Genomic DNA, 13,675 nt, shown 5'->3' on the forward strand with positions numbered 1-13,675 from the left:
GACATGAAAAAATTAATATCAGTGGTATCTGCCGCTCTGTTGGCGCTTTCGCTTATCAATATGCCAGCCTGGTCGCAGCCATCTAAAGAAACATTACATAATAAAAGTATTCGCTATATTAATGATTTTTTTCCACGAGTGGAGGGATCATTTATTGGTGACCCGATGCCTGTTTATAATGATGGTGAATTTGATGTCTTTTATCTCAATGATGTGCGCGGCGGTAGCGATTTAGGCGTGCATGCCATCCATTTGCTGTCGAGTAACAATTTATATAACTATCAGAACCATTCCGAAGTGATTCCTTACGTTAACGACGTTGACGACCCTGAACTGTTATTAGGAACCGGTTCAATTGTTAAAGTTGGTAATACATGGCATGCCTGGTATACCGCGCACAATGAAAATGTTTTCCCGGTTGAGTCAATAATGCACGCTACCAGTAAAGACCGTCTTCACTGGGTAAAACATCCACAAGATACGATCTTGCCAGGTGATAATTATCGTGGGAACGACTTCCGGGATCCTCATGTTGTTTGGGTCGAAGAAAAGAAAGAGTACTGGATGTTAATTACCACGCGCAGCGAGGGGCGCGGTGTCATTGCCCGGTACAGTTCAACCGATTTAAAGCACTGGGAGGACCGTGGTGTATTTTTTGATAATGACACGATTACCAGTAACTCTAACCTAGAATGCCCAACGCTGGTGTTCTTCAATGGACGTTGGTATCTCAGCTTTAGCGACCAATGGCCGTTACGCCTGACCCAGTATCGGGTTGCGGATAATCCTGATGGGCCGTGGCGAAAGATGGACAATTATGCGGTCGATGGTTCGGGGTTTTACGCTGGAAAACTGGTACTTAAAAACGATCGTCTGTTTGTTTTCGGTTGGATCCCAACCAAAGCAGGAAGCAGTGACAGTGGCAATATTGATTGGGCAGGAAATCTGGTTGTTCATGAGCTTATCGCAGATGAGAAGGGACAACTTAAAAGCATCCTCTCACAGGAACTTCAGACGGTCATTAATGACAACCCCGGTCCGGTGACCAGCTTAACAAGCAGTAAAATGATAAAAACAGCCACACAGTTTGGTCCATTACAATCTGTTGTGTATCCACCTCTGCCCAAACGAGGTGAGTTAAGTGCAACTGTAGATATCCCTTCTGCCGGAATGGTTATGAGTTTTGGTCTGACGGACGACAGAGTAAGCGACGCAAAGCTCAACATTGTGTTCAATAAGAGTAAAGGCAAAGTCTATTTTTTCAATGCGCCACTCGCGTCTATTCATCAGGCGAACGCGGAATCATGGGTAAATGTTCCTCTTGATGAAAAAATAGAGTTACGTGTGCTGATTCAAAACTCAATTGCTGTTTTTTACATAAATAATAAAGCCGCATTCAGTACCCGAATGTATTCCATGCCAGAGAAACCATGGAGTATCAGTTTGCCACAAAATGATAATTTTCACGCCACATTGAAAATAAAAGAAATAATATAACGAGATATTACTATGAAAAACTATCATGCCCTGTCTGTTATTCTTGTTCTTCTGTTTCCGGTGCTGGCGAATGCGAGCATGAGCATCATGAAGGATGCATCGGGAAAGGTGATTGCTGTGGATCCATGGTCATATCTGGATGAGGATGTGATGTGGACTTCGACCCGTTCCTCAAATCCTGCTGGCGGTCGTGTTCATGGTCAACTGAAAATGAAATATGCTATCGAGGATAATAACTGGCGTAACAGCCATTTCCATAACGGAAATGATTCACTGACATTTGTACAAGGGGTGATGCGTCATGATGCGTTACCCGGTTGGTATTTGGCATTTTCTGAGGGCCGAACCACCAACTATAACGGGACCTGGGAGAATCAAACATACCTCAGCCAAAATCAATGGACTCAGTTGATTATCGGTCATGAATATTTCTACAAACGTCTACGCTATGGCTGGGACGTGATGGGCGGAAGTTCATCAGTAGATGATCGTTGGCAGGGACGCGTCAAATTCTTTACCGATCTCCGTGTTACAGACAACTTCTCCTTCTTTAACTATCTGTATCAGCAGATTGAGCATCGCCGTAATGGTGGTTCACAAAATGACCGGGTTATTCGTTCCTTTCAAATTGAACCTGGCGTGCAATACATAATTAACAATACCACCGGCGTCTGGCTCCGCCAGCAATTCGCTTCTGCCATTTTAGACCGTGCGCAATGGGGGGATATTGATGAAAAAAGTTGGACAACATCACTTGGCGTCTGGCACAACTGGGGGAAATTATCCACGACATTCAGCGGTGGATATGGACATTACAAAAAAAATAATGCGCGAGTTGAAGATGGCGAGGTATTCCAGAATACCCGTAACCGCTTTCTTAAATTATCAGCGAATTATCCATTAACCTCTCGTTTTACGGTGTCTGGGGAAATAACCGGCTCGTTAATAAACCAGAATGGCAGTTGGGTCACTAATGGTGATGCCATAACGACCGACTATAAATTGATGCTGGATTATAACTTTTAACCGTCACGTTTAAATAAATGCGTTAATTACCATTGAGGAAATGTCATGAATATCTGGACGCTTGGCGATGCGGTGGTTGATCTTTTGCCGCTTTCAGACATGCAATATCAAGCTTGTGCAGGGGGAGCGCCATTCAATGTGGCAATTGGTACTGCGCGATTACACAGACAAAGTGGTTTTATTGGTCGGGTTGGTGATGACGATTTTGGTCACTTTTTAAAAAAGACGCTGTCTGATGCAGGCGTCTCAACTGCAAGCCTTCAGATGGATAATCAGCATAGAACCAGTACGGTGCTGGTCTCGCTGGGTAACGGTGGAGAGCGTGGATTTACATTTTTAACCAATCCCTCTGCGGATCAATTTTTAACACCCGCCGCGCTTCCAGACTTTAGCGACGATATTCTGCACTTCTGTTCACTGGCTCTGGTCGCCGAATCTTGCCGTAATACGTTATCTGGCGCCATTGACCTGATTAAGCAACGCGGTGGATTACTGAGTTTCGATGTAAATTTACGCGAGCAAATGTGGCCCGATAAGTATGAAATGCTCAAGGTGGTGCGCCACTATTCCTCACTGGCGGATATTCTTAAGCTTTCAGAAGAAGAGTGGTACTGGATGACGGGCACACACGATTTTGCCCACGCGCTCGACGGCCTTAAAGCGCTCCCTGCACAATTGAAAGTAGTGACCTACGGAGCGCAAGGCGCGATGGTGCTTTGGCAGAATAATGTCATCCATTTCAACGGCTATACCGTCGACAGCATTGATACGACCGGTGCGGGGGATGCTTTTGTCGCCGGTTTGCTGGCATGGCTTGCAGATAACCGGATGCCAGAGTGTGTTGAACAGCTCCACCAGGCTATTGCCTGGGCCAGTGGCTGCGGTGCACTCGCGACAACCCGCAAAGGGGCGCTGACCGCACTGCCGGATAGTGAAACGTTGAATGCCTTTATTACACAATGTCATCTACCGGACTACGAAATTAAAGATGTTTAAGCAAAATAACGGCGAGCTAAATAATTTTAACTCTTAACGAGCGTTGTGAATGTCCCCGCATTCTTACCGGAACGCGGGGATATTTACCTTATTGCTCAGGATGTAAATGCAATACGCTTTAACCCCTCAATTGCTTTTTCGAGGTAAGCACGTGGGCATCCCATGTTCAGGCGGATAAAACCGTTGCCCGCCGGACCAAAGCTATTGCCCATTGAAGGCGCAATACCGGCAACATCAAGCATGACCCCTTTGAGCTGCTCATCATCCAGTCCAAGCGCTTTGCAATCGATCCACAGTAGATAAGTTGCCTGGGAAGGAATAACCCGAGCCCACGGAAGATATTCATCGATCTGTTGAGTAAACCAGCGTCGATTTTCAGCCAGATAACTCAGTAACTCATCTAACCATGGCGCGCCGTGTTGCCATGCTGCCGTACTAGCCTCGACAGATAGCGCATTGAAGACATCCAGCCCATGTGCATCCAGACGACGTATAAAATGTTCACGCAATGCGGGGGCTGGTATTAGAAAATTAGCAATACGTAATGTCGACAAACCAAACGTTTTACTGGCGGAGGTGGCAGCGATAACGCGCGAATGCCAGCGTTCACCCAAATGCAGAACTGAAGTAAATTGTTCTCCAGGAAGCAATAAATCCGCCCATATTTCATCAGACAGTAACGTAACGTTATAGGTCTCGCATAGCGTGAGTAACTGTTCCAGCTCCTGAGCGGACCAACAACGGCCGGTTGGGTTATGCGGATTACATAAAATCATTAACGGTGGACGCTCAGTGCGGAATAGCATTTCCAGGTGCGCAAGATCCATTTGATAACCCGTAGTCGGGTCTTCATATAACGGGTTTTCCAGAAGCAGTCTGCCGTTCAGAGAGATAATTTTGGCGAATGAGCCATAATAAGGTCCCTGTACGACGACGCCTTCACCGGGTTGACTCAGCATTTGCACCAGTAGAGATAACCCCGGAACGACGCCTTCAATACTGCAGATCCACTCTTGTTTTATTTCCAACTGATGCCGGGTTGAAAACCATGAAATTAATGAATCAAAGTAACTTTGTGGACGTTCGCTATAACCAAAAATAGCGTGCCCGACGCGTTGAGCTAACGCTTCCTGAACAGCGGGAGGGCAAGTAAAATCAAAGTCTGAAACCCACATTGGCAATAGTTCTTGTGTATCATCGCCGAAATATCGCGTCATAAAGTCCCATTTCAGCGAACCGGTATTGTGGCGATCGATAACCTTATTAAAATCCATTGTATTCTCTCCCTATTCTGTTGCCGTAATAGTGTTATCTGTTCCTGCCGCTGATGGCGCTTTCGCAATACCGATTCCCGTGAAACCGTAAATCAAGGCGAAGAAAATGGCGGCATAGCACTGAATCGCCCAGGGCAGTAAATCCAGCGTGCTAACACCTAATGTCGTTGCCATATAGACGCCGGCAGCGGTCCACGGTAGCAGTGGCTCAATGACGGTGCCGGCGTCTTCAATGGTGCGGGATAGATTCTTGGTATCCAGTCCCATACGACGATATGCGTCTTTGAACAATTCGGCTGGAACCAGAAGAGCGAGTTTGCCGTCGCTTGTCGCACCGGTCACCAGAAGGGTGGTACCAATGGTCGCCGCAATGAGCTGACCGACACTGTGAATGACCGTCAGCAGGCGGTTAATAATAATATTGAGTGCGCCGGTTAACGTTAAGGCACCGGCAAATGAGAATGCGCAAAATACCAGAAGGATAGTGCTCATCATTGAGAACATTCCGCCGCGGTTAAGCAGGCGTGGTACGTCAGCAATAATGCCCTCACTCCCTTGCGGGAACATTGTAATGTTGAACCCATCTATAAAGGCATCCAGCCCCTGCTTGATGCTGAGCCCCTGCATGACCACGCCCAGAATCAGGGCTAATACACACGCGCTCAGCATTAAAGGAATGACCGGTTTTTTACGAATTGCACCCCACAAAACAATAACCGGTGGCAAAATCAGAATGATATTGAAGTGGTACAGCGACTCCAGTGCGTTGACAATATCGGTAACCCGTTGTGGCGTGGCGACTTCGCCCAGCATATTGCTGTGGCCCGCAATAAGATAAACGACGGCGGCAAGCAGAAAGCTGGGAATTGTGGTCCACAATAGGTGCTGAATATGCTCGAAAAGGGTGGTGTCTGCGACAATAGCCGCAAAGTTAGTGGAGTCTGACAGCGGTGATATCTTGTCACCGAAGTAAGCACCAGATACAACGGCTCCCGCCGCTGCAGCCATTGAGACATCCAGTCCGGCGGCAACACCCATCAATGCTACGCCCACCGTTCCGGCTGAACCCCAGGATGTACCCGTACATACCGATACGACGCTGGTTAAAAAGAAGGCGGCGATGAGAATATATTCGGGACTGATGAGTTTAAGTCCCCAGTACACCATGTAGGGGATGGTGCCGCTGAACATCCATGTTCCAATCAGGCCGCCAACACAGATCAGAATCATGATAACCGGCATTGCTTTGGCGAGTTTATCAACCACCGAATTAATGATGTCTTCCCAGCAATACCCCTGCCACCAGGCCATACCCGCGGCGACTGCAGCAGAACAAAGCAACAAAGGTTCAATACGTAGCCCCATGATGCCGTAGCCAATAATTAAGAGCAGTAGCATGGCTAAAATAGGGATCACTGCCAGTCCAAATGAGAGCGTTTTTTTCTGATTTTGAGAGGCATTCATTCATGAATCTCCAGTCTGTAAGGTCGTTCAAGAGTAGAGAACACCCTTATGCCTGACTGTGATCGCTCATTTACCTTCATGTAAGCGGTTACATGAGGCCGTTAAACTTGAAGTCGATCACAATTCAGGGGCTTGACGATTTACGCATTGATTGCGGGGGGGAAGAACAGAATCGCGGATCACCAGATCTGCAGTGAAGCTATTCACGCTGGGACGTTGGATTGCGCCCTTAAAAAGCTGTATCGCCAGCTGCGAAGCGCAGCGCGCCATCCGCTCAACGGGGTAATGCATGGTTGTCAGTGCAGGGTAAAGATAGCGAGCCATCACCACATCATCGAACCCAACGATTGAAAGCTGCTGTGGAAGCGTAATTCCTTGTTGATGAAGGATGCGCATAATCCCGGCGGCCATCACATCATTAAACGTCACCGCAGCGGTGAAAGGGATACCGCAATTTAGCAACTGATGCGCAGCACGTTCGCCACCTTCTTCATTGAAGGGCACGCTAATCACCCAGCTTTTATCCGGCGTAATGCCATATTCAGCCAGCGCCTGGCGATAGCCTTCCAGTCGCTCACGACGATCGATAATCGGTAAGTCGCTGGTCACACAGGCAATACAACGGTGTCCTTGTTCCAGTAGATGTAGCGTGGCTGTTTTGGCTGCTTGGCTATTTTCCAGCCACACGCAGCGATTGGCCATCCCGGCAATATAGCGGTTCACGACGACCATGGCCGGGAAATGAGCGGCATATCGCAACAGTTCTTTTTCGGAGAGTCTACTGGCATGGACCACAATCGCCTCACAGCCCTGGTTTATCAGGAAATCGAGTCCAGATTTTTCCATTCCTTCATCGTGGCCACCGCTGCAGACCATCAGTCGAAATTGCTGCTGGCGTGATACTTCCTCCACGCCTCGGGCAAGCCTGGCAAAAAAAGGATCGGCAAGATTGCCAGTCAATAACCCGAGCATGTCACCACTGCGTTTCGCCAGGGCAATAGCGGCGGCATTGCGATGATAGTTCAGTTCGCGCATGGCTTTTTCAACACGCTCACGCGTCACGGGTTCAACCCATGCGGTTTGATTAATAACGCGTGAAACGGTTGCGGTGGATACTCCCGCTAACTCTGCAACATCCTTTATCGTTGCCATGCTGGCTCTTTACCTTTTTGATTCTTAAGAATTTGCTGATCGCTGGCTTTTTTCCTTATCTTATTCAGGTTGCGGTGATTTGTCACCGATACATCCTCTGAGTATATTTACTCAGAGACGTATCTTTAGTTTTTTAAAACTGAATCATGAAAGTCTGTACGGAGTATTATTTCTCTCACATACGATATTCAATCATCCCGCTCTTCTTGGCTACCCAGTCATACAGTCGTTGTCCACGCAGGTTGGTTTCATGCGTGCGCCAGTATAATCTTGACGCGTGGTGTTTTTGCGCTTGTGTTTGAACATACTCGATGAGTTGTTTACCGATATGTTGACCGCGTACCTCTTCGCTAACAAATAAATCTTCGAGATAGCAATAGTTTGATTCTGCCCAGGTTGAACGGTGAAAAACATAATGCACCAGGCCCACTATTTTCCCATCATATTTAGCAACAGCACAATAAACAGGTTCACTCGGCGAAAGGAAACGCTCCCATGTTAATTTTGTTACGTTATCTGAAATTTGAGTACGATAAAATGTTTGGTAATTTATCCATAAAGGAAGCCAGTTGGAATAGTCTTCTTGTCCTGCCGCTTCAATAGTAATACTGTTTTTGCTATTCATATATTTCTCCTGATATTGTATAAGAATAATGTCTCAGGAGGATGATCCTAGGGGCTTTATAAATTCTGGTAAAGAGACACTTTTTACCTATTGATAGGATCCACTTTTAGCATAAAGGTTAATACAATGAAAAAAAATAATGCACCTTTATTTCAAGGATTTGTTTTAGGCAAAGGTGTCGTGAAAGAACAGGTCTACCACACTCTCCGTGATCACATCCTTGCAGGCCGATTACCCGCAGGAACGAAGATGCCTTCAACCCGGGCGTTGTCCGAGATGATGTCAATTTCACGAAACTCAGTCATTGCCGGGTATGACCGGTTATTGGATGAAGGGTATATCCTGACCCGTAAAGGGTCTGGGACGTATGTTGCAAACAATATCCCGGATAGAAGCATCAGCAATAGCTATCCGAAAATTGAACTGGAGGAAGTTGCCGCGCCGGATGAGCAGGTAAACAGCCAAAACAATCCAGTTCGAGATTTATGGTCAAATGAGTATGAAGGGCGCGGCATGAACCGGCTATTTGCGGTTGGCGTTGGCTGTACGGATCTCTTCCCGCATGCACTATGGGGCAAGCTACTGCAACGTGTCTGGAGACAATCCCGGCACCAACTGGGTGCTCATACTCATCCTTGCGGATACTTTCCGTTGAGAAAAGCGGTTTGCCGCTACATTAAAACAACGCGTGGAGTGAATTGTAACGAAGATCAGATAATCATCGTAAATGGCATCCAACAGGCATTGAACATCACTGCGCGAGCACTGCTTTCGACAGGAACGGAAGTTTGGCTGGACGACCCGGGTTATAAAGGTGCCCGAGGCGCTTTTATGTCTGTTGGCGCGATGGTAAGACCGGTACAGGTAGACAGCGAAGGGATGAACGTCCGCTATGGTATTGATCATTTTCCTGACGCTAAGCTGGCTTATGTGGTTCCGTCGGATCAATATCCATTAAGTGGAACATTGAGTTTATCCCGACGTTTTGAGCTGCTGGAATGGGCGAAGTCGAATCAGGCCTGGATATTTGAAGATGACTATAATAGCGAATTCCGCTATGCCGATCGTTCTTTACAAGCATTGCAGGGATTAGATCAGAACCAACGGGTAATCTATGCCGGAACGTTTTCTAAAATGATGTACCCGGAATTCCGTTTAGGTTTTTTAGTTGTCCCGCCGGGTTTACAAGAACAGATTATGGTGACGAAATATTTTTCCGACCTTGGCAGCAGTTATCTTGAGCAGGCAGTGATGGCCAGTTTTATTGAGGATGGTCACTATGCCAGCCATGTGCGTCGAATTCGTAAGGCGTGCTATGAAAGAAGAACTGCGCTGGTCAATGCGATTCAACAATACCTTGCTGATAAAATGATTGTGCAGTCTTCTGACTCTGGTGTTCATATTGTGTGCTGGCTACAAAACGGATTGACTGGAAATGAAGTCGAGGAGCAAGCCAGATTACTTGGGATGGGAATACTATCACTGAGTCGTTATTACCAGGGGGATGTCTCACGACAAGGGATTTTGATTGGTTTTGCAAATCATCCGGCAGAGGCAATTGTTGATGGGATACGTCGTCTGGCTCAGGTTATTTAAATAATAATTAAACTTGGCTCTCATCATTAATGCAGTAAATACGTTTCTTGCGCGACGTGTAAAAATACAGTGCCTGTTTTTTGTACAATTAAACAGTGTGGATCCGTCAAAAACACGCATTGTGGTTCTTTTGGTCTGGTTAGTTTGATCATACTCTGCGCGGGTTTAGTCCTGTTTTGTAAGAGGTACGGATATGTCGGGCAGCTTTAATCAATTCCATCAACCCGTAGGTCAGTCTTTGTCTGACTGGAAAGGCGCACTCTTTCCAGAGGCTCAGCAAATGGCAGGTCGCTATTGCAAGCTTGAACGTATTAACGCCGAACGCCATGCAAAAGATCTGTATGAAGCCTACTGCGAAGCAAGTGATTGTCGTGACTGGACCTATCTGGCGGTCGGGCCATTTGAAACGTTTGACGCCTTTCTGCTTTATTTAAAAAAGATGGAAGAACAGACGGATCCGATGCATTTTGCCGTGATCGATCTAGCCAGTATGAAACCTGTTGGTACATTTGCACTGATGCGTATTGATCCCGCAAATGGTGTGATTGAGGTAGGGCATGTTTCTTACTCCGTACGCATGAAACGCACACGAATTTCAACGGAAGTCATATCATTGCTTTTAAAGTACGTTTTTGAGGATCTGGGCTATCGTCGTTTTGAATGGAAATGTGATGCCCTTAATGCACCTTCCCGTAGGGCGGCGGAGCGCTTTGGCTTCAGTTTTGAAGGAATTTTTCGTCAGGCTATCGTTACCCGTGGGCGAAATCGTGATACCGCATGGTACTCAATCATCGACGGAGAGTACCCAACACTCCGTCCTGCCTACGATTTGTGGCTTGATGAGCGTAATTTCGATAACCAGGGACGGCAGATAAAGCGCCTTGGAGAGCTGATGGAAAGGGCATAAACAAGCATTAATAGTGCGTTTATATAAGAAAAAGAACGTGTTAACTGTTTTCTCCCCAACTTCTAATTGATTATGTGTGTGTGGTGAATGGGGGAAGTCAGGGTTATTCATAGGATGCTCCCCAATATAGCCTTAGGGGGAGTACCTAATTATCTTAAATGATATTTTTCACTGGGAATGCTCAGCTATGTCAATTTCTTGGTCTAGTGCCTGAATAAGTAATAGTAGGTTTTTATTGTTTTCTTTTTTGACTCGATTGCTGGAAAACTCCATTTTTTGATGGCATTTATCATCTGGTCTATATTGCTGTAGTAAGGTATTGACAAAAATACCTCGATAAACATCATAACTACTTGTTCCCATACCCAGACGATATAATCCTTTAAGTTTATATAAGCTTACCGTTTTTATATTAATATCTAATATTTTTGCAATTTTCCGAATTGATAAACTACTTGCTAACATGAGTAGGACTCTTCTTGATTGTTTTCCTACTCCATAGTTTGATAGCATTTGATAGATATAGATATTGACATGATATATTAACTCGTCAGCATTAGATGGAAGAAGGGGGGTAGGATGGTTTTTATCAATTTCAGGTTTAACAGCTTCAGGTATAATAAAGCTTGATAACATCGGCAGGATTTTTTTTGGCGTGTTATTCGTCCATTCAATAAATTCAATATCCATTGGTAAAAAATAGAATGGAACTACGCGGTCGGCATAGTTAAATTTTTGGCCAAAAAATAGTATTCGTCGCTGCTGTAGATAAGGTGTTAATCTGGATAATAACAGGACACTTTCATGCGGCAGTATTCCGAGGATTACTGGTGCAGTGGTATATGCCTCCAATAATTCTATGAGTGATTCTGGTGAGAAGCAGGGCTCAATCTGGGTGGCGGGCGAAACCTGATTATACAACCCCTCGATCGCATAAGTTTCAGGCCATTGTATTGCATAAACGATGATGCATTCACTATAGCTAAGGTTATTCATCACCTCCCTCCGCTTTTGCACTCCGCATCATAACAAGGGTTTGCCACACATCTTTGCTACCTGACATACCATTTCCAACTCGTGAACGATAAGATCCCATAATCGTTCTCCGGGATTTTGTATCTGGTAGGTACGAACTTTTTGTTTTGTTCTTCATTGATTCAATGATGACGCGTTCTACCCATATTTCATTACATGGGTGGCGCATTCCCGGTTGTGTCTGCAGTCGTGATCGAAAATGAATATAGTTAGGACGACTTAAAATATATGATAGTTGGAAAGAGGCTCTTCGTTCTGGCATAGAAAAAGCCTGAGCGATATCGTTGCGATTAACCCATTTTTTTTGTTGCTGGCACCATAGGGAAATAATGATATACAGTGGTTGCTTTGCGTATTGTGAAACACTTTCGGGTATAATTGCATTGTGATAATTTATTTTTTTTAGTGATTTATTTTTCATGCTATTATCCTATTTAAAACAGCAATGTTGTTGTTAAAGTTTGTTCAGTTCTTATCTTTACGAAGTTTGGGGTAAGGTTAGTGTAATAGGGTTGGATATTAACATTTGTTTTATGTCAACATCCTGGTCCTGTTCTTTGTTTACTGAGAGAGCTGTAGTTGAGTTATCTATTAAATAGCGAATAATCACGTACAAAACAGGCATGCAGTAGATGTCACCTTTCAGACCTTCTTTTACTATTATTCTGCCACTTGTTCTAAAACAACTGAAAAGAAGTTGTCCATTAAGTTGGTTATTAATTAAATCAATAATGAATTTTATTTCAACTTTATTGTTGTCTGGACACAGTATTAGTTCCATTAATTTTAATAAGCGATTTATCTTTCTGTCACCAATAATTTCTCTCCACTGATGGAATTTACCAATATTCATATCGCTTAATTGCATTTTTGATCTATGTAAAACTTCGATCCAAAATGTTTCCAGCTGTTTCTGTTTGATATTATTCATCAGCGCACCGTGTGCATTAAAAGTCAAAATAATTATTGTGTCATGAAAACATCCTATTAATAGTATGGATAATATTAAAAGCAAAAAATATCAATCGATAAGATAGGTGACACGCATCAAAATGATAGAAACAGACCTCTGCGATTTAGCATAAATATTTGAGCAATAGAAATACCCGCGATAAAAGGCCTCAGCATAGGTTTGATTGCTTTATCGCAGGTTTATAGCCTCGAACGATAAAGGCGGGTTTTGTCAGAAGTATAGATAGATAGCGTTTCAACTAAATCATTCTGGAAGTTATCTATCTCATTGTTTATCGGCGATATTCTTAGTTTTGGTTATTGGTTTTTGACGTGATGGTTAGCGTTCCACTCGTTATTATCGATCGTAAAGATCGATTTTATTTGTTGTAAACATTATACAAAAAATGATTAGGATTTTTAGCAATGCTACGAAGTGACGGTTGGTTGATAGCCCGATTTTTCACACACTGAATAACGCTCCCCGTTAACCGATAAGCAGAACAGTATGTCAGGTTTTATCTGTCTAAATTGCCTAAATGAACGGACTGAAAAATGAATAAAGTAAACAAGTTAATCTTATCGGCCTGCGTTGCTGGCGGTATGGCGAACGGTGCATGGGCAGCAGCCCCAACAGGCGCTGATTATGGCCATGGTACCTTACACTTCACTGGTAGCGTGATTAACTCTCCATGCAGTATCGCCCCGGGAGACGAAGATATTAATGTTCCACTGGGTCAGGTCGCCAATAAAGTTTTAGAAGCAGGTGCCGGCTATTCTCTCACACAGCCAATCACAATTCATCTGCAAAACTGTGATCTGACTGCACAATCGGGCGTAACCAGCGGTACAGGAACTGTAGACTATCCTGCATTCTCTAAAGTGTCCGTCCAGTTTGCGGGTTCTGCCGATGCGACAAATGCAGATTTGTATGCAAATACCGGTACTGCACAAGGCGTAGGTATTCGTATGATGGATACCATGGCGGGGAATATACCGCTGGCGGCTAATGCAGTCTCAGCCGATCATGGTCTGACATCTGGCGATAATTTACTTAAATTTGGTGCCCGTCTGGAAAAAAATGGTAATGCAGTTGCAACAGGAACCGTTGCTGCTGATGTTACTTATGCAATGAACTATAAATAAAATATT

General features: G+C 44.8%; 13 protein-coding genes. 6 read left to right on the forward strand and 7 right to left on the reverse strand.

Annotated elements, in window-relative coordinates; translation table 11 throughout:
• The first annotated feature begins 3 nt into the window (after positions 1 to 3).
• From E1B03_RS06105 to E1B03_RS06115, 3 genes are read left to right on the forward strand one after another with little or no spacing between them, the layout of a single operon-like run.
• Positions 4 to 1,497, forward strand: coding sequence for a glycoside hydrolase family 32 protein (locus tag E1B03_RS06105; protein WP_133085847.1), 1,494 nt, complete (start codon positions 4 to 6; stop codon positions 1,495 to 1,497).
• A gap of 12 nt (positions 1,498 to 1,509) precedes the next feature.
• Positions 1,510 to 2,523 (forward strand): OmpG porin family protein, encoded by a 1,014-nt coding sequence (locus E1B03_RS06110; protein WP_133085848.1) that lies wholly within the window; start codon positions 1,510 to 1,512, stop codon positions 2,521 to 2,523.
• A gap of 45 nt (positions 2,524 to 2,568) precedes the next feature.
• The gene (locus E1B03_RS06115; RefSeq protein ID WP_103771000.1) at positions 2,569 to 3,519 is read left to right on the forward strand and encodes an aminoimidazole riboside kinase; all 951 of its coding nucleotides are present in this window, start codon (positions 2,569 to 2,571) and stop codon (positions 3,517 to 3,519) included.
• 95 nt (positions 3,520 to 3,614) lie between these two features.
• Here E1B03_RS06115 and E1B03_RS06120 read toward each other — a convergent pair whose 3' ends face one another.
• From E1B03_RS06120 to E1B03_RS06135, 4 genes are all read right to left on the reverse strand, one after another.
• Positions 3,615 to 4,793, reverse strand: coding sequence for a MalY/PatB family protein (locus E1B03_RS06120; RefSeq protein ID WP_133085849.1), 1,179 nt, complete (start codon positions 4,791 to 4,793; stop codon positions 3,615 to 3,617).
• Between the two features lie 12 nt (positions 4,794 to 4,805).
• On the reverse strand, positions 4,806 to 6,257 hold the full coding sequence (gene nhaC, locus E1B03_RS06125; protein ID WP_103771002.1) for a Na+/H+ antiporter NhaC: 1,452 nt from the start codon (positions 6,255 to 6,257) through the stop codon (positions 4,806 to 4,808).
• Between the two features lie 117 nt (positions 6,258 to 6,374).
• Positions 6,375 to 7,409 (reverse strand): LacI family DNA-binding transcriptional regulator, encoded by a 1,035-nt coding sequence (locus tag E1B03_RS06130; protein ID WP_133085850.1) that lies wholly within the window; start codon positions 7,407 to 7,409, stop codon positions 6,375 to 6,377.
• Positions 7,410 to 7,584: 175 nt separating this feature from the next.
• Positions 7,585 to 8,034, reverse strand: coding sequence for a GNAT family N-acetyltransferase (locus tag E1B03_RS06135; protein ID WP_133085851.1), 450 nt, complete (start codon positions 8,032 to 8,034; stop codon positions 7,585 to 7,587).
• A 126-nt stretch (positions 8,035 to 8,160) separates the two neighbouring features.
• On the opposite strand from E1B03_RS06135, the gene pdxR reads away from it, so the two are divergent.
• Both pdxR and E1B03_RS06145 read left to right on the forward strand, forming a co-directional pair.
• Positions 8,161 to 9,630, forward strand: a complete 1,470-nt coding sequence (pdxR, locus tag E1B03_RS06140; RefSeq protein ID WP_133085852.1) for a MocR-like pyridoxine biosynthesis transcription factor PdxR — start codon at positions 8,161 to 8,163, stop codon at positions 9,628 to 9,630.
• 193 nt (positions 9,631 to 9,823) lie between these two features.
• Positions 9,824 to 10,537: a GNAT family N-acetyltransferase gene (locus tag E1B03_RS06145; RefSeq protein WP_103771006.1), complete on the forward strand. Its 714-nt coding sequence runs from the start codon at positions 9,824 to 9,826 to the stop codon at positions 10,535 to 10,537.
• Between the two features lie 168 nt (positions 10,538 to 10,705).
• On the opposite strand, the gene E1B03_RS06150 is transcribed toward E1B03_RS06145, so the two are convergent.
• Genes E1B03_RS06150 through E1B03_RS06160 form a run of 3 tightly spaced genes read right to left on the reverse strand, consistent with a single transcriptional unit; the run spans position 10,706 to position 12,503 of the window.
• Entirely contained in the window at positions 10,706 to 11,533 is an 828-nt protein-coding gene (locus tag E1B03_RS06150) for a hypothetical protein (RefSeq protein ID WP_133085853.1), read from the reverse strand.
• The gene (locus E1B03_RS06155; protein WP_103771008.1) at positions 11,526 to 11,993 is read right to left on the reverse strand and encodes a CaiF/GrlA family transcriptional regulator; all 468 of its coding nucleotides are present in this window, start codon (positions 11,991 to 11,993) and stop codon (positions 11,526 to 11,528) included. Before E1B03_RS06155 ends, E1B03_RS06150 begins: the two co-directional genes overlap by 8 nt.
• A gap of 57 nt (positions 11,994 to 12,050) precedes the next feature.
• The gene (locus tag E1B03_RS06160) at positions 12,051 to 12,503 is read right to left on the reverse strand and encodes a hypothetical protein (protein ID WP_246044141.1); all 453 of its coding nucleotides are present in this window, start codon (positions 12,501 to 12,503) and stop codon (positions 12,051 to 12,053) included.
• 575 nt (positions 12,504 to 13,078) lie between these two features.
• Here E1B03_RS06160 and E1B03_RS06165 point away from each other — a divergent pair.
• The gene (locus tag E1B03_RS06165) at positions 13,079 to 13,669 is read left to right on the forward strand and encodes a fimbrial protein (protein WP_103771009.1); all 591 of its coding nucleotides are present in this window, start codon (positions 13,079 to 13,081) and stop codon (positions 13,667 to 13,669) included.
• Positions 13,670 to 13,675: the final 6 nt, after the last annotated feature.

It is taken from the genome of Citrobacter arsenatis, assembly GCF_004353845.1.
GTDB lineage: Bacteria > Pseudomonadota > Gammaproteobacteria > Enterobacterales > Enterobacteriaceae > Citrobacter > Citrobacter arsenatis.